Annotated in this window: 13 protein-coding genes and 1 pseudogene; 6 read left to right on the forward strand and 8 right to left on the reverse strand. The window is 40.6% G+C overall.

Annotation, left to right across the window (positions count from 1 at the left end):
• Positions 1 to 44 precede the first annotated feature (44 nt).
• Together ftsH and rlmE are read right to left on the reverse strand one after the other, a co-directional pair.
• Positions 45 to 1,976, reverse strand: coding sequence for an ATP-dependent zinc metalloprotease FtsH (gene ftsH, locus B0184_RS07385; RefSeq protein WP_005709854.1), 1,932 nt, complete (start codon positions 1,974 to 1,976; stop codon positions 45 to 47).
• A gap of 50 nt (positions 1,977 to 2,026) precedes the next feature.
• The gene (rlmE, locus tag B0184_RS07390; protein ID WP_005709996.1) at positions 2,027 to 2,653 is read right to left on the reverse strand and encodes a 23S rRNA (uridine(2552)-2'-O)-methyltransferase RlmE; all 627 of its coding nucleotides are present in this window, start codon (positions 2,651 to 2,653) and stop codon (positions 2,027 to 2,029) included.
• Between the two features lie 271 nt (positions 2,654 to 2,924).
• Between rlmE and guaB the strand changes: the two genes are divergently transcribed.
• From guaB to guaA, 4 genes and pseudogenes are all read left to right on the forward strand, one after another.
• Entirely contained in the window at positions 2,925 to 4,391 is a 1,467-nt protein-coding gene (gene guaB / locus B0184_RS07395) for an IMP dehydrogenase (RefSeq protein ID WP_005709890.1), read from the forward strand.
• A gap of 116 nt (positions 4,392 to 4,507) precedes the next feature.
• Positions 4,508 to 5,425, forward strand: coding sequence for a tetratricopeptide repeat protein (locus B0184_RS07400; protein ID WP_005710013.1), 918 nt, complete (start codon positions 4,508 to 4,510; stop codon positions 5,423 to 5,425).
• 34 nt (positions 5,426 to 5,459) lie between these two features.
• A pseudogene (locus tag B0184_RS07405) lies at positions 5,460 to 6,128 on the forward strand (HAD family hydrolase).
• Positions 6,129 to 6,218: 90 nt separating this feature from the next.
• Entirely contained in the window at positions 6,219 to 7,790 is a 1,572-nt protein-coding gene (guaA, locus tag B0184_RS07410) for a glutamine-hydrolyzing GMP synthase (protein ID WP_005709963.1), read from the forward strand.
• A 583-nt stretch (positions 7,791 to 8,373) separates the two neighbouring features.
• Here guaA and B0184_RS07415 read toward each other — a convergent pair.
• Together B0184_RS07415 and pepN are read right to left on the reverse strand one after the other, a co-directional pair.
• Positions 8,374 to 12,891 carry a S6 family peptidase gene (locus tag B0184_RS07415; protein WP_005710000.1) on the reverse strand — a complete coding sequence of 1,506 codons (4,518 nt, stop codon included), beginning with the start codon at positions 12,889 to 12,891 and terminating at the stop codon, positions 8,374 to 8,376.
• A gap of 44 nt (positions 12,892 to 12,935) precedes the next feature.
• Positions 12,936 to 15,542 (reverse strand): aminopeptidase N, encoded by a 2,607-nt coding sequence (gene pepN / locus B0184_RS07420; protein ID WP_005709912.1) that lies wholly within the window; start codon positions 15,540 to 15,542, stop codon positions 12,936 to 12,938.
• A 309-nt stretch (positions 15,543 to 15,851) separates the two neighbouring features.
• Here pepN and B0184_RS07425 point away from each other — a divergent pair, with 309 nt between their 5' ends.
• Entirely contained in the window at positions 15,852 to 16,163 is a 312-nt protein-coding gene (locus tag B0184_RS07425; RefSeq protein WP_371510835.1) for a CidA/LrgA family protein, read from the forward strand.
• 8 nt (positions 16,164 to 16,171) lie between these two features.
• Positions 16,172 to 16,858, forward strand: coding sequence for an LrgB family protein (locus B0184_RS07430; RefSeq protein ID WP_005709893.1), 687 nt, complete (start codon positions 16,172 to 16,174; stop codon positions 16,856 to 16,858).
• 73 nt (positions 16,859 to 16,931) lie between these two features.
• Here B0184_RS07430 and tsaB read toward each other — a convergent pair whose 3' ends face one another.
• The 4 genes from tsaB to lrp form a co-directional block, all read right to left on the reverse strand.
• The gene (gene tsaB / locus B0184_RS07435) at positions 16,932 to 17,627 is read right to left on the reverse strand and encodes a tRNA (adenosine(37)-N6)-threonylcarbamoyltransferase complex dimerization subunit type 1 TsaB (protein WP_005709856.1); all 696 of its coding nucleotides are present in this window, start codon (positions 17,625 to 17,627) and stop codon (positions 16,932 to 16,934) included.
• Positions 17,628 to 17,732: 105 nt separating this feature from the next.
• Positions 17,733 to 18,815 carry a 3-deoxy-7-phosphoheptulonate synthase AroG gene (gene aroG / locus B0184_RS07440; protein WP_005709971.1) on the reverse strand — a complete coding sequence of 361 codons (1,083 nt, stop codon included), beginning with the start codon at positions 18,813 to 18,815 and terminating at the stop codon, positions 17,733 to 17,735.
• Positions 18,816 to 19,009: 194 nt separating this feature from the next.
• Positions 19,010 to 22,012, reverse strand: coding sequence for a DNA translocase FtsK (locus B0184_RS07445; protein ID WP_005709878.1), 3,003 nt, complete (start codon positions 22,010 to 22,012; stop codon positions 19,010 to 19,012).
• A gap of 11 nt (positions 22,013 to 22,023) precedes the next feature.
• Positions 22,024 to 22,506 (reverse strand): leucine-responsive transcriptional regulator Lrp, encoded by a 483-nt coding sequence (gene lrp / locus B0184_RS07450; protein WP_005705549.1) that lies wholly within the window; start codon positions 22,504 to 22,506, stop codon positions 22,024 to 22,026.
• Positions 22,507 to 22,512 lie beyond the last annotated feature (6 nt).

Genomic DNA, 22,512 nt, shown 5'->3' on the forward strand with positions numbered 1-22,512 from the left:
AGCCAGAAGTATCACTCTTCTGGCTTGCTAAATGTAAGGAATAATTATGAATTATCCGCTATATCGCCCTCTTTTGGCTCACAATCTAAGTCGGAACGAACAGGTTTTTCCGTCGCTTCTATTTTATCATTTTGTGATGAACCTTGCGTTGGTTTATCGTTCCAACCAGACGGTTCTCCCACGGGACGGCGAGCCATTAAGTCATCAATCTGTTTGCGATCAAGGGTTTCATATTTCAATAACGCATCTTTCATTGCATGTAAGATGTCCATATTATCTTCCAGTGTTTGTTTCGCACGGTTGTAGTTACGGTCAATGATCTTACGCATTTCCGTATCAATCAATTTTTGCGACTCTTCTGAAACACCTTTGATTGCGCCCATACCATCTTCATTTTGATAGAAGATTGGACCAAGCTCTTTCGAGAAACCCCATTGCGTTACCATCGCACGTGCAATTTGGGTTGCACGATGAATATCAGACGAAGCCCCTGTGGTAATTTTATCTTCACCGAAAATCAAACCTTCTGCAATACGCCCTGCAAATAAGGTAGAAAGCTGGCTTTCTAACTTAGTGAACGTTTCACTTACGCGGTCTCCTTCTGGTAAAAATTGGGCAAAGCCTAATGCTTGACCACGCGGCACAATGGTAACTTTGTTCAGCGGATCGTGTTCTGGCATTAAATAACCCACGATAACGTGCCCTGCTTCGTGGTATGCGGTGTTGATGATCTCTTTTTCTGTCATCGTATTAGAACGACGTTCAGGCCCCATATTGATTTTATCACGGGCTTGCTCAAAATCTTCCATGGTCACCACACGGCGATTTTTACGTGCGGCAAATAACGCAGCTTCGTTTACTAAGTTCGCTAATTGTGCCCCTGAATAACCTGGGGTACCACGCGCAATTTGCATTGCGTCTACACCCTCTGCAAGCGGTACTTTTTTCAAGTGAACTTGCAAAATCTGCTCACGCCCTTTCACGTTTGGCAAATCAACGGTTACTTGGCGGTCGAAACGACCAGGACGGGTTAATGCGTCATCTAATACATCAGCACGGTTAGTTGCTGCAATAATAATCACACCTTCCGAACCTTCAAAACCGTCCATTTCCACTAACATTTGGTTTAAGGTTTGTTCGCGTTCATCGTGTCCACCGCTGAAGCCTGCACCACCACGCTTACGACCGACCGCATCAATTTCATCAATAAAGATGATACAAGGGGCGTTTTTCTTCGCTTGCTCGAAAAGATCACGCACACGAGAAGCTCCTACACCGACAAACATTTCCACAAAGTCTGAACCAGCCATTGTAAAAAATGGCACTTTGGCTTCGCCCGCAATCGCTTTCGCTAGCAGGGTTTTACCTGTTCCTGGTGGACCAACCATCAAGATCCCTTTTGGAATACGCCCGCCCAATTTTTGGAATTTGCTTGGATCACGCAAGAAATCGACTACTTCACCTACTTCTTCTTTCGCTTCATCACAACCGGCAACATCTGCAAAAGTGGTTTTAACTTGATCTGCAGTCAGCATTTTCGCCTTGCTCTTACCAAAGCTAAATGCACCTTTACCGCCACCGCCTTGCATTTGACGCATATAGAACGCATAGAAGCCAATTAAAAGCAACATTGGGAACCACGAAATTAAGATTTGCGTTAATAATCCGCGGCGTTCTTCTGGCTGACCTGTTACCGTTGCATCTGTTTTAGATAAATCAGCTAACAAATCACGGTCATACATTGGCATCACAGTTTGATATTTTGTGCCATCTTTTTTGGTCACGTTAATCGTTTCACTGTTGTTCGTCATATCTACATCTTTTAATGTATTCGTACGAATATCATTTAAGAAAGTCGAATATGCCACCGAGTTATTGGCATTATTGCCAAAGTTTGAATTGAAACCTTCAAAGGCAGTCATCAATACAATTGCAACCACTACCCAAAGGATGATATTTTTCACAAAATCGTTCAAGATTAAGCCCCTACACTACTAGAAATAACTAGAAAAATAAAAAATGAAGATTAGCCTTTATAGCCCGTCGCCACAATATAAACTTCTCGTGAACGATCACGCGAAGCCTCTGGTTTACGGACTTTTACGGTGCTAAACATCGCTCGAATTTCACGCAAATACTCGTCAAAACCTTCACCTTGGAATACTTTGACCACAAAACTGCCTTTGGGTGCCAATACTTGACGGCACATATCTAACGCTAATTCCACTAAATACATTGCACGTGGAATATCCACCGATGGCATTCCACTAAAATTCGGTGCCATATCCGACATTACCACATTCACCATATCATCACCTACACGCTCAAGCAGTGCATTTAACACGCTCTCTTCACGGAAATCACCTTGTAAGAAATCTACCCCAACAATTGGATTCATATCTAAAATATCACAGGCAATAATACGCCCTTTTTCGCCAATCTGCGTAACAGCGTATTGAGACCACCCGCCTGGTGCTGCGCCTAAATCCACCACGGTCATTCCTGGTTTAAACAAGCGGTCTGTTTTTTGAATTTCGTCTAATTTGAAATACGCCCGAGAGCGCAGTTTCTGCTTATGTGCCTTCTGCACGAATTGATCTTTAAAGTGCTCCGCCAACCAACGTGACGAGCTGGCACTACGTTTTCTTCCCATTCTGCCTTATTCTCTATAAAACGCTGTCTGTTAATTTCTTAGTGTACCATAATAAGGACTATTTATCGCTATTCAAGTAAATAAGTTGATTTCTTTAATAGTTATTACATTCTTTAAACAATTTTTCTACGCATTTTCCCTAAGCATTTGAGAACCAGCAAACGATTGCTTAATTCTGCATTTTTATGATTTACAGGAGCAGAAAAGCCCTGTATAATTCGCCCGCAATAATTTCTGGCACAATTTTTATTTTATTAAGGAACTATTGCAAATGTCTTTACGAATCAAACAAGAAGCCCTTACTTTTGACGATGTTCTACTCGTCCCTGCACACTCTACCGTGCTTCCAAACACTGCCAACCTTTCCACTCAACTCACTAAAGAAATTCGCTTAAATATCCCAATGCTTTCTGCGGCAATGGATACCGTAACGGAAACCAAACTTGCGATCTCTTTGGCGCAAGAAGGTGGCATTGGATTTATTCATAAAAATATGACGATCGAACGCCAAGCAGATCGTGTTCGTAAAGTGAAAAAATTTGAAAGCGGTATTGTTTCTGAACCTGTGACTGTTTCTCCCGATTTAACCCTTGCGGCACTTGCCGAAATGGTGAAGAAAAATGGCTTTGCTGGCTACCCTGTTGTTGATGCTGAAAATAACTTAATCGGTATCATCACTGGTCGTGACACGCGTTTCGTAAAAGATTTAAGTAAAACTGTTTCACAATTAATGACGAAAAAAGAAGACTTAGTCACCGTAAAAGAAGGTGCAAGCCGTGAAACGATTTTAGAATTAATGCACAAAAACCGCGTAGAGAAAGTACTTGTAGTAGATGATGCTTTCAAATTAAAAGGCATGATCACCGTTAAAGACTTCCAAAAAGCGGAACAAAAACCAAACGCATGTAAAGATGAATTCGGTCGTTTACGTGTCGGTGCGGCTGTAGGTGCTGGTCCTGGTAACGAAGAACGTATTGATGCATTAGTAAAAGCTGGCGTAGATGTATTGTTAATTGACTCTTCTCACGGTCATTCAGAAGGCGTATTACAACGCGTTCGTGAAACTCGAGCAAAATATCCAAACTTACCTATCGTTGCGGGTAACGTAGCGACTGCTGAAGGTGCTATCGCACTTGTAGACGCAGGCGCAAGCGCAGTGAAAGTAGGCATCGGCCCTGGTTCAATTTGTACAACTCGTATCGTAACTGGCGTAGGTGTTCCACAAATCACCGCTATCGCAGATGCAGCAGCAGCATTAAAAGAGCGTGGCATTCCAGTTATCGCTGACGGTGGTATCCGTTTCTCTGGCGATATTGCAAAAGCCATCGCTGCTGGTGCGAGCTGTGTAATGGTTGGTTCTATGTTCGCAGGTACTGAAGAAGCACCAGGTGAAATCGAACTTTACCAAGGTCGTGCATTTAAATCTTACCGTGGTATGGGCTCATTAGGTGCTATGGCGAAAGGTTCATCAGACCGTTACTTCCAATCAGATAACGCGGCAGACAAACTGGTACCAGAAGGTATCGAAGGCCGTATTCCATACAAAGGTTACTTAAAAGAAATCATTCACCAACAAATGGGTGGCTTACGTTCTTGCATGGGCTTAACTGGCTGCGCAACCATCGAAGAATTACGCACGAAAGCGGAATTCGTTCGTATCAGTGGTGCAGGTATTAAAGAAAGCCATGTTCACGATGTAACGATTACTAAAGAAGCACCAAACTATCGTATGGGCTAATCCGTAAGGTGGGCTTTAGTCCACCTTTTGTTGTTTAAAGTGCGGTTGATTTTGCAAAAGTTTTGGGAAAATTGACCGCTCTTTTTTAATATATGTAGTAGCTAAGAGCATAATTTATGAAAAAACTATCTTTTCTTTTACTATTATTCCTACTGGGTTGTGAAGATGCAGAAATTGCTAAAATTCGTAAAGAGGCTGAAAATGGTAATGCTGTCGCTCAATTTAACTTAGGAGAACAATATTACAATGGCGGAAAGTTGAAGCAAGATTATGGCGTAGGAATAGAATGGTATGAAAAATCAGCTAAACAAGGAAATGTAGATGCAACTATAAAGCTAGCTAAGATATATACCGATAAAAAAGAATATGAAAAAGCCATATCATATATTGAAAAAATTTGTAGTTTTAATCGTAAAGAAAACCTGTGTAAAGACAAAGAAAATATAGAAAAAGATCACCATCTTTATCAATTAGAAGAATACTTAATGAAAAATGATATGGATAATCTACGTAAGCAAGGAGCGGATTATCTAAATAAATATAAACATATGAATAGCAATGATAAACATGAAAAGAAACTATATCAAATCATAGAAAAAGCCAGTAAACAAAAAGATCCAAGAATGCTAAATTTCTTAGGGTGGCTTTATGAACATGCCTATGGAGTAAACCTAAATTATAGTTTAGCAAGAAAATATTATGGAGAGTCTGCTGAAGGAGGCTTTACTCTGGCTTATTATAATCTGGGACGATTATATCAATATGGTAAAGGAGTATTAAAAGATAGCTCAAAGGCTAAAGCACTATATGAAAAAGTATCAGACGAGAAGAAAGGGCAGGCTTTATATCAAATAGGTATTATGGAAGTTTGTGATTCTCCTAGCTGGCGCAATAATTCATCGCATAAAATATTTATATATATTAGTGCTAGTAAATATATAGTTGATAGCTGTAATTTAGGATATGAACCAGCTTGCAATTTAAATAATAACTGGGAGTTTTTCAAAAAAAATCCTGAAAAGCTATGTGATTAGATTATTAATCTTTTTAATTTTAGAAGGATAAACAATGCAACAAGCCATCATCTTCGATATGGACGGTGTAATCGTCGATACTGAATTTTTAGAATACGACTTGCAAGCCCAGTTTATTGAAAACATCAAAGAATACGATCGCACTTTAACGCCCTTTGAGCGTTCAGAAGTGGTGGGCAAAGGCTTGAGCGAAATTCCTGAAATCGTGAAAAAATTAATCGGTTCATCGTTGCCGTTGGAAGAAATCAAACAACGTTATTTTGATTTCTTCAAACAACTTTTCAGCACCGTAGATTAGCGTTCTATTTTCCGTGCGGATATTTTGGAAATCATCGAGTTCGCCAAGCAAAACCAAATTAAATTAGCCGTGGCGTCCTCTTCTCGCTTGGAGCATATTCAAAACATTCTGACGGAATGTGGTATTATTCAGCACTTTGATTTTATCGTCAGCGGTGAGCAGTTTAAACGTAGTAAACCTGATCCAACGATTTACAATTACACGTTGGAAAAACTAGGCGTGCAGGCTAAAAGTGCGGTTGCCATTGAAGATTCTTTTTTCGGCATTCAAGCCGCCCAAGCAGCCGGCATTCCCGTGATTGCTTATGAAGAAAAACGTATGCATATTGACCAATCCCGCGCGGAATATTGCGGTAAAAATATGCTGGAAATTTTAGCGATTATTAAACAATTACACGCTCATTAAAAAATAATGGAAATGAAATGATTACAAATTGTAACCACTTAAAAATGCTAAATTTAACAAATTAAAATAACCTTACTTAAAGAGAAAACCATGACAAACATTCACAACCATAAAATCCTGATCCTCGACTTTGGGTCACAATATACTCAACTGATTGCACGTCGCGTACGTGAAATTGGCGTGTACTGCGAACTTTGGGCTTGGGATGTAACCGAACAACAAATTCGTGAATTTGCCCCAACGGGTATTATTCTTTCTGGTGGCCCAGAAAGTACCACTGAAGCAAATAGCCCTCGTGCACCTGAATATGTATTTAATGCTGGTGTACCAGTATTAGGCGTTTGCTATGGAATGCAAACTATGGCAATGCAACTTGGAGGTTTAACTGAAACATCAAACCATCGTGAATTTGGCTATGCCTCTGTAAACTTACAAGCAAACGACAGCTTATTTGCAAATTTAAACGATAATTCGACCGCTTCTGAGCCAAAATTAGACGTTTGGATGAGCCACGGTGATAAAGTGACTCGTTTACCTCAAAATTTCCAAGTAACAGGGACTACCCCAACCTGCCCAATTGCCGCAATGTCAGACGAAAGCCGTCGTTTCTACGGTGTACAGTTCCACCCAGAAGTGACCCACACGAAAAGTGGTTTGGCATTATTAACTAACTTCGTGGTGAACATCTGTGGTTGCGAAACCAAATGGACGGCAGAAAATATCATTGAAGATGCCGTCGCACGTATTAAAGCACAAGTGGGCAACGACGAAGTAATTTTAGGCTTATCAGGCGGTGTAGATTCTTCTGTTGTAGCGTTGTTATTACACAAAGCTATTGGCAAAAACTTGCACTGTGTCTTCGTAGATAACGGTTTACTTCGCTTAAACGAAGGCGATCAAGTGATGGAAATGTTCGGCAATAAATTTGGCTTGAATATTACTCGAGTAAATGCAGAAGATCGCTTCTTAAGCGAATTGGCAGGTGTGGATGAACCGGAAGTGAAACGCAAAATCATCGGTAAAGTGTTCGTAGACGTGTTCGACGATGTGTCGAAAAAACACCCTAACGTAAAATGGTTGGCTCAAGGCACGATCTACCCAGACGTGATCGAATCTGCCGCTAGCAAAACCGGCAAAGCCCACGTGATTAAATCGCACCACAACGTGGGTGGCTTACCAGACTATATGAAACTTGGCTTAGTTGAACCTTTACGTGAATTGTTCAAAGACGAAGTACGCAAAATCGGCTTGGCATTAGGCTTACCGGCTGAAATGATCAACCGCCACCCATTCCCAGGCCCAGGCTTAGGTGTGCGTGTATTAGGCGAAGTGAAAAAAGAATACTGCGATTTATTACGCCGTGCAGATGCTATCTTCATTGAAGAATTACACAATGCGGATTGGTATTACAAAGTCAGCCAAGCCTTCACCGTGTTCCTACCGGTGAAATCCGTAGGCGTAATGGGCGACGGTCGTAAATATGACTGGGTGGTTTCCCTCCGTGCTGTCGAAACTATCGACTTTATGACTGCACATTGGGCTCATCTGCCGTATGACTTACTCGGCAAAATCTCCAACCGCATCATCAACGAAGTGAATGGTATTTCTCGCGTGGTGTATGACATAAGTGGAAAACCGCCAGCGACGATTGAGTGGGAATAAAAACCCAGCTTTTCATCCTATTTCAATTCATTTCAAAATGACCTCAAAGCCTTGTGAAAGCAAGGCTTTTTTGTTATCAAGATCACAGACAAAGAAGATCACATCCGATAGAACCCGGCTAAATTTATTACATTTGGAGAAACATAATGAAAAAACAGCTGATTTTGCCAATAAAAACGTAGAAGGTTGTTTATATGACCGCACAACATTAAAAGATAAAAAAGTCCTTCCTGAAATTACACTTAAAAAAGAACGATAATGTCCGTAGATAGCATCGCAAGTTTTGGTGATGTGGCTCATGCAAATATTGATGGAGTACAAGTGTGCACACCTTATGCAGGTACGTTTATGGGGACATAATGTCGAAGAGGTAGACGGATTTGTTTTAGATGATCGTCATAACCTTTATGAAGCCTTTGCAGGTAAAAAATAACGCCTATAAACTTAAAAAAACCACCGCTAAACGGTGGTTTTTTGTGAGAAAACAACATTACCTTTTTTAAATCGTTAGACGTATCATATAGTAGTAATTTTCATTGAAATAGCCTACTAACCAAAGCCGACAAACTCAATAATGAGTTTCTTACCAACTAAAGCCCACTTTTACCACACCAAATTTTTGCGGTGCGACATCAGAACCTTTAAGCATTCCGAGGTAAGTGCTGAAATTCCATTGGTTGAACTGTGCGCTTAAGCCAAGTTCGTGGGTGAAATAACGTCCGAATTGTTGTTTCATTGCCACATCGTTTACGCTTAACGTTCCATCAATCGCAAGTTTGCGTTGGGTCGCATCATAATAGTTAGTCGTGAAACTTGGGATCACTTTCATATCGTTCAGATCGAAAGTTTTATCAAGTTTAATGCCTACACGGTAAGCGGTTAAGTGTAAGGCTTTACTGTCAATTTTCGCTTCGGAAAGATTATAATTTGCCCCAGATAAACGATAGTAACGTACACCCATAGAAGGTTGTACATTCATCCAACCGCTAAGATCCCAACTTGCTCCAAGGTTTCCGCCTACATTGAAGATATTGCGATGAAATGCGTTATCCACACCGTCAAATTTCATCGTATTGCGGCTGCGACCATAACCTAAATCCATACTTGCGAAAATGCCGTTGTCCCAGTTGCCTTTCACAAATGCATTGACCGAGGTTAAATGATTTTTGCCTGAAACATTCTCATCAAACTCATTGTTTGCACGAGAATCGGAAAGTATAGCCCCGATTTTCACGTTGTCCGTCACATCTTGAGCTACGCCGATTTGCGTCAATGTTATCGTTTGTTTATAAGGGCGGTAATAATCGGAACGATAAGTCTGTTTAGTCGATTCCGTATTCACCCACACATTAGATGGATCTTGGCTCAATAAATGGCGGTCAAGATTATGCCCAATTTGCAATGCGCCGTTTACATTCGCTGACAACTCCGATAGTGCTGTATTCGAATAACGGCTGATCAACTGTGATTGAACTGGTATGGACACTGTTCCTGATTGCGTGCTTAAAAAGTGTTGAACTTCTTGCTCAGTTTGGTAAGCCTTATTAAGGCTATCTAATAATGCTAATACAGCCTTATTTAAGGAAGACTGTGCAATATCCGTCTTACCTTGGTTACCTTGAGCATTAGCTAATGCTTGTTGTGCCAACTCTATACGTTCAATACTTGCATCAATTTCCTCTTCAAATAAAGTAACATTACCTTCATTCGCTACTTTAGCCACTTTCCGACATATATCAGAAGATAAATTCTGAGCTTCGCAAAGCTGTTGAGCTCGAGCTATACTACTAGACAAACCAGCCTGTAAACGATTCATTTCCTCCAATACATTATCTTGGCGAGATTCAATTGAATGTAAATCTGTTTTTGTTTGATTAACTAGATTCAATAACTTTTGAACTTCCTGTTGGCTACGAGTCTCTTGCTCGCTCAAACTACGATATTCATTGCGTTGTCTTTCTAATAAAACTTTTAATTGAGTAAATTGTTTATATAGTTTACCACGTTTAATAAAACGAATACGAGCTGTTTGATTATACTCTGAGTTAGCTTGATTGTAGCTATTAGTTGTATTGCGCATATCCTCTAATAGGCGAGCTGCACGATTCCGATCAATTTTATTCAGACCTTCCGCTTTTGCATGTGAGCTTCGTAAACGTACTAACTCATTCTCTTTATCTGCTAAAGCTTGATGTACAACATTAAACTCACGCTGACTATTTGCTACTAACTCAGGATTAATACCGAAATGTAATTCAGCATCACGCAATGGATTATATAAACGGTAATCATTGTTGAAGTTAGCTAAAATATAGCGATATGCACCTAAATCCACAAAACCATTTTCCAAAGCAAAATGTGCATTTTGACGATGCTGATTAGGATGATTCAATTTGACCAAACTCAATGGGTTTACGCTTTTCGGCTCTTCCCCTGTATTTTTCAGTGATAGCAAATAATTACCTGAGGCTAACCCATTGATAACCACATTGTCACCACGGCTTTCCGCTACATTCGTTAAGAAACGGAAATGTCCATTACCTGTTAATTGCCCATCCACTACCAACTGGTTGAATTTCACCCATCCTTTGTAAGTAGAACTCATCTCATCATATAAACTATTGAGCGTTATCTGGCTATTAGGTGCAAGAAACAAATTTCCAACAACACTATTATTGTTTAATGTCCATTCACTATGTGGTAACAAATTAACTTGTGTTTCTGCACCTACTGAATTAATACGCCCCATTAAATGAGCCTTGCCTAAACTAAACTGGCTCTGATGTTCTAACGAAACATCACCATATACACTTGTTACAGGTACGCTATTAAATGCAGCTTGAGAAATAACGGCCTTTTCTGAACATTTTGTTGTACCACTATAACTTTCTCGAATACATTCATCAGATTTACCTTGTGCAAATCCAAGTTGAATTTGAGCTTTATGGCGTGCATTAAAGTTACCTTCTAATACACTAACATTACGACTGCTCTCAAGAGTCGCATTACCTGCCACATCAAATTCATTTGCTTTGAACTGTCGGTTAATCCAATTTTTTTCTTCAATTACCTCTTTTTTATTAAGATGGTCATAGGCGTGTGGAACGGGAACACCTGACAATAGCAACTTCCCATTTTCTACATAAATATTACCATTAAGATTCGTTCCTCCTGTTAAAGCCCAAATACTATTTGCAACTTGAGGACGATAAGCAATTGATAATCTTCCATTGTGATATCGCTGATCAGTTTCCCCCAAAAATCCGCTATACGTATCTAGATGTTTTCGGGCATTAGCTTCTGTTAATACTTTCTGAATAACCTCAGATTTATTATTTCCTAAAAATTCCCAGTCATTTGTGGTTTCCATATCCCAAGGGAAATAGGCTCTAGGATTTTTTCCTTCTTTTAAACGAAAATAATCTAATCGGTTATTCCTATGATTATTTTTGTATTCATAAATCGCTAATGATGTCGTCGGCTGTTGCCCCCAATTTACCCATTCAATATCTTGTTGAGCAAAATTATCACGCCCAATAACGTTAATTTCGGCTGCTTGGGTACGACTATTATTAACAATTTTTGCACCATCATCCGAATTTTGAATTCTATGGAAAGTAAGATTGTGGCCATTTACATCTAAACGTCCACCACGAAAACCGAAATAGATATTATCAGGATTTACTTGTTTATCGTTTGCTAAAACTACCGTGCCACGCCCACTAGTAATCCCCACTTGGTTAAAGGCTTGTTGCTGACCATTTAACGATTTTTGGTCAAGAACAACTGTGCCCTCGCCTACACTAATATCCCCTAAATTTTTGCCTTGACCATCAACATAAAGCGTACCTGTTCCAAGTTTTGACAAGCGATCATTTTTAGGATTTTTTACATGCCAATTAACCGTTTTATTGCCATTAACTACAACCCCAGCCCCAAGCCAAGTCACATCATTACTATCAGTTCTAACTATCGCATTTTGGTTAAAATGTAAGGCACCTGCACCTTGGTTAATACTCTCTTTTAACACAAGAGTTGAACCATCACGTCCAGTAAAATGCACCGTTTTTCCATTATCTAACGACGGACGTTGGCGACTTTCATCTTTAGACGCCACATTTAAATTTGTAACAGGAATTTCGACTGCTTGATTGCCACTTTGTAGTACACTCTTACCCACACCTCGATTTTGCCATGAGTAAGTTGAGCCATTTAGACTTACTGTCATTTCATCATTTTCAAATGCACGATGAATAGAATCAGGCTGTATAATTGTATAAATATTATTTTTACCATCATAGCCATTGAAAGTAGAAAGCACGCCCGCTAATACCCAACGCTGCTCTTTAGCATCATAAGCAAGTAAAGCTGAACCACTATCACCTGGTAAGCCATAGGTGCCCAACATTTCATAAAGATCACCACTAAATAGTACCCAATTATCCATTGAACTATTTGGTTTAAGCGGGGTACCACCTGTAAGATAATTATAAGCGGAAGTAAGAGATGTCTTTTCTTTACTATCTTTATTACGTAAATATTGACGCCCAGATCCCACTCGTACAAAATACGGGTAACGCTCTTTATCTAAAAACGCACCATTTTTTGGTCCTGTTTTTCTATTGTTATCAAAAGCGATATTATTCAATGGAATTGGGGTAACTTCAGTAACCAGTTTATGCAAACGAGGGGAATGGAAGTCGTATTTATCGTGATTATTACGATCAGTAATCAAATAATCAAAGTGATGGTTATCTGTATTATTACTATTTTCACCGAATTGCACAGAACCATAGCCACTATTGTGTTTAACACTAGCGATATATTGAGGATTAAACAAGGTTGCTACACCACTTACTCGGCTAGCCACATGTAAATCTGGCATTGGTAAATTCGGTAACATTGTACCTACTGATTTACCTTGTTTATCCAGGATAGGAATATTTTTTGCACCGACAAAGAATTGCCCTTTATTCTCAGCAAAATCGCGGAAATATTGATAGTCCACATCATTGCGAACCATTGAGGCTTGCATCCCTGCACACATCACAGCAACATTTAACGCAATAAAAGTTGGACGAAAAATGTTTGATTTAGACATAAAAAACCCTCAGAATCTGGTTATTACTGAGGGTGATTTTAAATTTAGTGTAAAGATTTGTCAATTTTCTCAAATAGGTCACGAGCCAAGTTATCAAGCCCTTTCAAGCGTTCTAAACCTCGACGCATCAAGGTTTGACGCTGACCATCATAGCGAGAAAGTTTGATCAACGGCTCAATTAAGCGAGAAGCTACTTGTGGATTGCTATCGTTTAATTTAATCAACATATCCACCAAGAAGCGGTAACCTGAACCATCAATATTATGGAAGGCTTTCGGATTTTGACTTGCGAATGCACCCACGACTGCACGCACGCGGTTTGGATTGTTGAAGTTAAAACTTCTGTGATGTAACAAGCCCTGCACAACATCCAATACATCTTCATCTGGACGGGTGGCTTGCAATGCAAACCATTTATCCATCACCAAGCCATCTTGATACCATTGTGCTTCAAAGTCTGCTAACAATTCATCACGGCACTCTAATTCCGCTTTAGTTGCAGCTGAAAGTGCAGCAAGCGTATCGGTCATATTATTTGCCTGCTCATAGTGAGTTTTAACCAATTTCTCACCTAAATCGGTAAAGGCAAGGTAAGACAAGCAGACATTACGCAATGCACGTTTTGCGATATCTTGTTCGCAAACAAGATATGTACCGCATTTATTCGCATTATAAAGTTTGTATAAACGGTCTTCAAAATAAGCCGCAATTGACTCAATGAGAAACTCACGTACTTTCGCAATACCCACAGGATCAATCGTGTCGAATAACTCGGCAAAATCGGTTTCTTTCGGCATCGTCAACATTAATGCGGTAAGTTGCGGATCTTCCACATTATCAAGCAACATCTCAATCGCAGAACCAAACTCGTGCGAGAATTGCATCATTCCGCCTTGTTGCAAGCGGGTTAAATTTTCTTTTAATTCGCCATTAAAGAGAGATTGAATCGCATCCCAACGTACAAAATCATTTTTCACAAATTTCAATAAACTAATCAATTGGGATTTACTATAACTGAAATCTAACTTCACAGGGGCAGAAAAATCGCACAATAACGCAGGCACAGACTGAGCTTTCACGCCAAAAAATTCAAATGTTTGCTGGCTTTCCGTCACATTTAACACATCTGACATCTCCGATGCTTCGTTTCTTAGCGGTAAATTTTGACCGCTTGTAGGATCAACCAACGCCACTTTAAGCGGAATATGCAAGCTGAGTTTCTCGACTTGATCTGCCGTTGCTGGAGTTTGCTGACTCACATGCAGACGATAAATATGGCGAGCTTCATTATACTCATCAGTAACCGTGAGAATTGGCGTACCTGATTGGCTATACCAACGACGGAATTGGGTTAAATCCACGCCAGAGGCACGTTCCATTGCGGAAACAAAGTCTTCGCAAGTCGCTGCCGTGCCATCATTTTCTGCCACATAAAGTTGCATTCCTTTTTGGAATTTCTCTTCACCTAAAAGCGTATGAATCATTCTAATAACTTCCGCCCCTTTCTCGTAAACGGTCACAGTGTAGAAGTTATTCATCTCAATCACTTTTTCAGGACGAATTGGGTGTGCCATTGGGCTCGCATCTTCGGCAAATTGTACGGTGCGTAACAACCGTACATCTTCAATACGTTTTGCAGGACGAGACCATAAATCCGAGGTAAATTCTTGATCGCGGAAGACCGTCAAGCCCTCTTTTAAGCTTAACTGGAACCAATCTCGACAAGTAATGCGGTTACCCGTCCAATTATGGAAATATTCGTGTGCGATCACACTTTCGATATTGATGTAATCTTCATCAGTTGCAGTTTCTGGTTTTGCCAATACGAACTTAGAGTTAAAGACATTCAAGCCTTTATTCTCCATCGCGCCCATATTGAAGAAATCAACTGCGACGATCATATAGATATCCAAATCGTATTCTAAACCGAAACGATCTTCGTCCCATTTCATCGCACGTTTTAAGCTCTCCATTGCCCAGCCTGCACGGTCTAGATTGCCCTTATCAACATAGATCTCAAGAGCCACTTCACGCCCACTTTTCGTGATGAATTTGTCTTGTAATAAATCAAAATCGCCCGCTACCAATGCAAACAGATAGCTTGGTTTAAAGAACGGATCTTCCCACTCTACCCAATGGCGACCATCTGCCAATTCGCCTTGTGCAATACGGTTACCGTTCGATAGTAAGAACGGATATTTTTCCTTACTCGCGGTGATTTTTGTGCGATATTTTGCAAGCACATCAGGTCTGTCCAACATATAAGTGATTTGACGGAAACCTTCCGCTTCGCACTGCGTACAAATTCCATCGCCCGACTGATACAAGCCTTGTAATGAGGTGTTCTGTGCTGGATTTAAGGCAGTTTCAATTTGCAATTGGAATTTATCCGCTTGCGCTGCCACATTCACTGTTAATGACTCCGTATCTCGCTCAAATTCAACGTGCTCTTGCCCATTCAATTTTAACGAGAGGAAATCAAAGCTATGCCCATCTAATTTAAGATGAGTCGCCCCTTCAGTTTTACGCTCAACATTGAGCACAGAAGTCACAAATGTTCTCTCTGCATCAAGTTGAATGTCTAAATAAATCTCCGTGATCGTGAAATCAGGAGCACGATAGTCCTTACGGAATTTTGCTTTTGGTTGCATAGTATCGTCCTTTAGTTTTTAATTCTTTATCAGTTTATCATTAAAAAATAGAAAAATAGAAATATTCTCTTCTCAATTGTTAATAACATAAAATGCCAAGCAACATCTTGGCAAGATTTTTTAAAGAAAAATTAAGCTAAATCAAATTTTCTTACGCCTATAGCGGTATAATTTAATTTATTTTTTACAAATCATAAAAAAATTCAATTGTGATTTGCAAAAAGTAAGTGAATTTATACCGTTTTTTTAGGAGGATATGTGATTTTCAAAGTCATTCGCCTTTTACTCTCGCTTGCTTTGCTCTTTGGTATGCTTTATCTAGGGAAATTGATTGCTTATTTCATTCCTATCGGTATCTCAGATAGCATCTGGGGTATGTTATTGCTCTTCACTTGCCTTGTGATTGGCATAGTTAAAGTGGAATGGGTTACGCCGAGTGCACGCCCATTAACGCGTTATATGACCGTGTTTTTCATCCCGGTCTGTGCAGAAATTATTGAACACGTGGATGTTTTATATTCGCACGCGGTCTCATTCCTACTCGCGAATGTCCTCAGCTCCACTTTATCGCTCATGTTAATCGGTTTATTCGCACAAAAAATGTTCCATCGATATAAATAGAGGCAGCTATGATTTATCTCTTTTCTATCCTAACCATTTTCGCTTTTCTCGCAGGGCAACAAGTCAGCAAAAAACTACGTTCCAATGTGCTAAATCCATTCCTGATTGCCTTGGTAATTGTGGTGGCATTACTCTATTTTGTCGATATTCCCTATCAATCATATTATCAAGGCAACTTTCCGCTAAATAATTTACTTGGCATCTCTGTTGTTGCTTTAGCTTTACCCTTTTATGAACAGCTCCCGCAAATCCGTAAAAAATGGAAACCTATTGTCGCGGTATTACTTTTCAGTACCTTTGTTACAATGTTCACTGGCGTATTCTTTGCCGTGATTTTAGGAGCACATCAAGATATTTTAGCGACCATTATTCCCAAATCAGTCTCTACCCCGATTGCGATTGCTATTGCTGGACAAATTGGCGGAAGCTCTGCGATTACTGCCGTAGGCGTAATGATTGCAGGTTTACTTGGTTCTGTTTTTGGCTTCTCAATTTTACACTGGTTGGGTGTACGAAATGTACGTGCGATAGGTTTAACGATGGGTTCTGTTTCCCACGCATTAGGTACTGGACGTTGTATGGAATATAGCGTGAAAACGGGCAGTTATAGCTCAATTGCACTGGTTGCCTGTGGCGTGCTTTCTTCTATTTTTGCTCCCGTTATGTATAAACTAGCGGTAATGCTTTTCTACTAAAATACCTAAATAAAAAGCTGAAATAACCAATATTTTAAATATCTAATATGGTTATTTCAGCTTACAAATTTTTTTACTGCTTATGCGGCAACTTCTTCCAAGTCACTTCATTGCGTAAATAAACAGGTTCAATTTCATCAACCGATTTTACATTGCCTTTCGCAATTTCTTGCTCAGCTAAGGCAAGCATATATTTTGCCGAAGGTAAGGTAATTTCACTTATCGCAAGCAGTAGATTTTGCTCAGAAAATTGCGGATAAGCAGCCCAGCCTGTGCCCACCACGGTAATCTTATCGGTATCTAATTGAAACTGTACTAATGCGCGTTCTGGCGAGCAAACTTGCTCTTTCACTTTCTCAATCCAACCGTTTTCGGTGCGAACTAATTGCGAAAAATAGACCTCATTCATTCTGGCATCAATCAAGGCAATCACTTCTGTTGCACCTAATTCTTGATAAGCCTGTTCTGCCATTGTGGTGAGGTTTGAAATTGGTACGACTTTTAGTTCCGCTCCTAACGCTAAACCTTGAGCGACACCCACGCCTACCCGTACGCCCGTAAAACTGCCAGGTCCTCGGCCAAAAGCTAAGTAATCAACCTCCTTGATGGAAAGATTAGCATTTTTTAATAAGCCATCGACCATCGGTAAAATGCGTTGCGTGTGCGTTCTTGGGCTAAGTTCATCTTCAAAAGTGATGTTGCCTTGATGCAACAAAGCCACCGAACAAGCTTCAGTGGCAGTATCTAAGGCGAGAATGGTATGATTCATTCTAAACTCTCTAATTTGTACGTAGAGGCAGGGTTTATTCCTGCCCTTATAAAATGAAAATAGGACGGGGATAAACTCCGCCCCTACGATTTGATACTTTAAAGATTATTTTTGATGTTTACGACGACGCTCCTCGACCGCTTCTGCTAAAGCGAATAGTGCTTTTTCGCTATCTTCCCAGCCAATACAACCGTCGGTGATACTTTGGCCGTAAACTAAATCTTCAAGCGTTTGACCTGATTTCAGATCTTGGCGACCTTCGACTAAATGACTTTCGATCATCACGCCAGAAATTAAATCCGAACCGCCAGCAATTTGTTTGCAAACATCTTCACATACATCCATTTGGCGCTTGAACTGCTTACTGCTGTTAGCGTGGCTGAAATCCACCATTACGTGTGGACGATGACCTGATTTTTCGATCTCTGCACACACTGCCGCAACTGATTCTGCATCATAATTTGTACCTTTATCGCCGCCACGTAAAATGATATGGCAATCTTGGTTGCCTTCAGTTGAGACGATTGCTGAATGGCCAAATTTGGTTACCGACAAGAAATGGTGCGGTGATTCTGCTGAAGCAATTGCATCTAGCGCAATTTTTACGCTGCCATTGGTACCATTTTTAAAACCTACTGCGCAAGATAGTCCTGAAGCTAATTCACGGTGTACTTGTGATTCGGTCGTACGAGCACCAATCGCACCCCAGCTCATAAAATCTGCCATATATTGTGGCGTGATCATATCCAAAAATTCACCCGCTGCTGGCACGCCTAAATCGTTAATATCTGAAAGTACTTTACGACCTAAACGTAAACCATCGTTTAATGCGTAAGTTTCATTCAAATATGGGTCATTGATTAAGCCTTTCCAGCCCACAGTTGTACGTGGTTTTTCGAAATATACACGCATAACCACTTCAAGATTTTGGTTAATTTTTGGATTTGCACGCATGACTTTAATTCGATTAGCATATTCAAGTGCAGCTTTTGGATCGTGGATCGAGCAAGGCCCAATCACCACTAATAAACGATCATCTGCACCATGAATAATTTTATGAATCGCTTGGCGTGCTTTTTCCACCGTTTCTGCTGCAACATCGCTTGCAGGAAAACGCTCTAATAAAGCAATCGGTGGTAAAAGTTGTTCAATATTTTTAATACGAAGGTCATCATTTTTGTAAGACATTGTGTTCTCTCTTATTGTGTTATGAGTAAGTGGCTATAAAGGTAGTGCAATCAAATTAAAATGTCAAACACTTTGTACTACTACAATAGTACAAAATTACTTTAATTAGTAAAATTTATACAAGTGGCATAAATAAGCGGTGATTCTAACAAGATTTTTTGCAAAATACTCATCAAAAACCACCGCTTGCTTATTTAAATAATTTCTCGTCTACCTCGATGATCTGGTGCTGAAAGAATTCCTTCTTGCTCCATTTGATCTAAGATGCGAGCCGCTCGCGGAAAACCTAAATTTAGCTTACGCTGAATACCACTTGCCGTTGTAATGCCTGTTTCTAATACGAATGCCACCACTTCATCAAAACGCGCGTCAAGCTCTCCAGTACCTCCTTCACTCCGTTCTTCAGGCTCTTGAAGCGATTCCAAAATGCTCTCAATATATTCTGGTTTGCCACGAGCTTTCCAATTATCCGCCACATTCATGACATCATCATCACTCATATAAGCCCCGTGCACACGCACCAACTCTGGGCTACCCGCTTTGGAATAAAGCATATCGCCACGACCAAGTAAGTTTTCCGCACCAATGCTATCTAAAATAGTACGAGAATCGTAAGGACTTGCTACCGTAAACGCAATACGGCTTGGAATATTCGCTTTAATTACGCCTGTAATGACATCGGTTGATGGGCGCTGCGTTGCCAAAATCAGATGAATCCCCACCGCACGGGCTTTTTGTGAAATACGCATAATATATTCCTCCACCTCTTTGCCTGCAGTCATCATCAGATCGGCGAATTCATCCACCACCAAAACAATGTAGCTGAGTTTACCCAACGCAGGCGGCATTTTGTCCATTGAATCGCCCTCTTTCCAACTTGGATCTGCAATTGGCATACCCATTGCTTCAGCTTCATCAATTTTATTATTGTAGCCTGTAATATTACGCACGTTTAAATGAGTCAGTAAGGTGTAGCGACGCTCCATCTCATCCACAGCCCAACGTAAGGCATTTGCCGCCTTTTTCATATCAATCACGACAGGCGTAAGCAGGTGCGGAATATCGTTATACACCGAAAGTTCAACCTGTTTCGGGTCAATCATAATCAAGCGAACTTGTTCAGGCGTAAGTTTATAGAGCAAACTCAAAATCATGGTGTTGATCCCAACCGATTTACCGCCCCCCGTTTGACCTGCAACAAGCAGATGCGGCGTTTCTACCATATCCATAATCACGGGTTTATTCGCCAAATCTTTCCCCAAAATCATTGGTAGTTTGGCTTTGGTATAACGGAACTCATCGCTTGCAATTAAATCGCGTAACCACACAATTTCACGATGCGGATTCGGCACCTCAATGCCCATATAAGGCTTACCAGGCACCACATCAGTAATTCGAATGGTAGACATCATTTCGCGGGCTAAATCACTCGCCAACGAGGTAATTTTTGCCGCTTTCACCCCCACTGCGGGTTTAATTTCGTAACGGGTTACCACAGGCCCTACTAATACATCTTCAACCGTCGCTTTTACACCATAGTTTGCCAATGCAGTTTCAATACGACGAGAAGTGGCAATAATTTCGCCCTCGGTCATCTGCTGACCGCTTGGATGATGCTCTTCCAATAAATCCAATGTGGGTAAGGGAGTAGTCGGTTTTTCTAATTTTTTACTCCCTTGCAACAACGGATGAATTAAGGTTTCACCGTAGCCTCCTCGGGGATAGTCGGGGGGGAGATGCCCTTCCGCACCCACGGCTGCTTTTAACGGTGTAGTGAATTTTGACGGCGTAGGTTCAGTACGAATTTGCACATTGGTTGGCAAGTCCGTTTCAAAATGGCTTGAACCTTCGGTAATCTTATTAAAAGTATGCTCTAAGCCCGCCGCTTTTGCTCGTGCCTCAATTTCTGCCAAACGCTTGCGTTCCATTTCCGCAAACTCACGTTCACGAATCGCATCAAAATCCTCCTCTTGCTCTTCTCTCTCTTCATCCTCTGCCCTTAATTTAATCACAGGCGAAGGGGATTGCATAAAATGAAGCACTTCATTCTCAGATGCTGCTTGTTCAATCGCATCAACCCCAGAATCCTCATTCGTTAAACGCACACTAATTTTCGGTTGAGTGTGCTGATTTGCACTATTTTCTGTAAAATCCACCGCTTGTTCCATAGGCTCTGCTTGTGGTTCAACAGGGTTTAAACGTACTTTTGGTAGTTCCACATTCAACCCAATGTTATTTTCAGTTTGAGTCGGTTGCACTTCCGTTTCAAGTTCAGGCAATCTAATTTTCGGCAGCTCGGTATGCATATCTGCAGGATTAAACAAATTCATCTCTGCTGTTTTTGCCACCGTCGTAGGCTTAATATCAGAAGCTATCTCAGAAGAAGAGGTTTCAGCCGAATAAATTTCAGCAGGAGAAGCTTGCTGCAAACCGCTGATATTAGGACGTTTAAAGAGTGTCAGATCAGTCAGCTGTTCATCCATTGAAATAACAGCTTCCGCACGCTCTTCAGACTGCCCTTCTAGCTGTGTTTCACTCGTAAGCGGTGAATTTTCACTATCAACTTGCAAATCATCTTCGGTTGGCTCAACTTCTGCTACAGGTCTCACTTGCAACGGTTTTTCTTCCACTTTAGTATCTTTCGCACTTACCCAATCATAGAAATTCATCAATAATGGAATAAGCGTTTGACCTGAGCAAAAATAGAACCCGATTGCGGTCAGTAGCATTGCCACAAATAAACTACCAAATTGCCCGATATGCTCGCTCATCAAGCCTTGACTCATCGCCCCGACAAAACCGCCTGACAGATAATTCGGCGAGTTCGATAAAATGGTATTCGCTAAGCCAGCCAAGCCAATCATCAGCACAAAGAAGCTCAAACTACGGAGTAAAATGCCTTTAAACGTTGCATTTTCTGCCCCTCGCGTAAGCAACATATAAGCGGAAAATCCCGTTAAACTAAATGGCAGGAGAAAGGCGACTTTGCCAAAAAAGGCATAAAGTAAATCGATCATCCACGCCCCAAACATACCCGTTTTGTTTAATGGCTCACTTGTGGCGGTACTCGCCACTGACCATGCATTATCTAACGGGCTATAGCTTGCCCACGCGAGAATAAGATAAATCCCAAACAAGCCACAAAGGGCAAAAAGAAAATTAAAGGCAGTTTCTTTTCCTTTAAGTCGTCTAATCACAATATTTCCTTTTATTTAAGCAACAAATAATTCGTCTGTTTCACTTCTTCCATCACCACATAAGTGCGGGTATCGTTCACACCAGGTAAACGCAAAAGTGTGGTACCGAGTAATTTACGATAAGCCGCCATATCGGCAACCCTTGTTTTGAGTAAATAGTCAAAATCGCCTGATACCAAATGACACTCTTGGATTTCATCTAATTGTTGCACCGCTTGGTTGAATTCCTCAAACACATCAGGTTTACCTCGCACAAGCGTAATTTCTACGATAACTAAAAGAGGGGCTTCCAACAATTCAGGGTTAAGCAAGGCACGGTAGCCCATAATCACGTTCTGTTTTTCCAGACGCTTAACGCGTTCAAGGCAGGGCGTTGGGGAAAGTCCTACGCGTTTAGAAAGTTCGATGTTAGAAATTTTGCCGTTGCGTTGAAGTTCGTTCAGGATTTTTAAATCAATTGCATCTAATGCACGGGGTAATTTTTTTGCTTCCATAGTGTT

The organism is Haemophilus paraphrohaemolyticus (genome assembly GCF_002015045.1).
In the GTDB taxonomy this organism is placed as follows: Bacteria; Pseudomonadota; Gammaproteobacteria; order Enterobacterales; family Pasteurellaceae; genus Haemophilus_A; species Haemophilus_A paraphrohaemolyticus.

Excerpts from the sequence above, each read along its gene's own strand:
- rlmE (WP_005709996.1), bottom strand. The coding sequence starts at position 2,653 with ATGGGAAGAAAACGTAGTGCCAGCTCGTCACGTTGGTTGGCGGAGCAC.
- guaB (WP_005709890.1), top strand. The coding sequence starts at position 2,925 with ATGTCTTTACGAATCAAACAAGAAGCCCTTACTTTTGACGATGTTCTA.
- B0184_RS07400 (WP_005710013.1), top strand. The coding sequence starts at position 4,508 with ATGAAAAAACTATCTTTTCTTTTACTATTATTCCTACTGGGTTGTGAA.
- guaA (WP_005709963.1), top strand. The coding sequence starts at position 6,219 with ATGACAAACATTCACAACCATAAAATCCTGATCCTCGACTTTGGGTCA.
- B0184_RS07415 (WP_005710000.1), bottom strand. The coding sequence starts at position 12,891 with ATGTCTAAATCAAACATTTTTCGTCCAACTTTTATTGCGTTAAATGTT.
- pepN (WP_005709912.1), bottom strand. The coding sequence starts at position 15,542 with ATGCAACCAAAAGCAAAATTCCGTAAGGACTATCGTGCTCCTGATTTC.
- B0184_RS07425 (WP_371510835.1), top strand. The coding sequence starts at position 15,852 with ATGCTTTATCTAGGGAAATTGATTGCTTATTTCATTCCTATCGGTATC.
- B0184_RS07430 (WP_005709893.1), top strand. The coding sequence starts at position 16,172 with ATGATTTATCTCTTTTCTATCCTAACCATTTTCGCTTTTCTCGCAGGG.
- tsaB (WP_005709856.1), bottom strand. The coding sequence starts at position 17,627 with ATGAATCATACCATTCTCGCCTTAGATACTGCCACTGAAGCTTGTTCG.
- aroG (WP_005709971.1), bottom strand. The coding sequence starts at position 18,815 with ATGTCTTACAAAAATGATGACCTTCGTATTAAAAATATTGAACAACTT.
- lrp (WP_005705549.1), bottom strand. The coding sequence starts at position 22,506 with ATGGAAGCAAAAAAATTACCCCGTGCATTAGATGCAATTGATTTAAAA.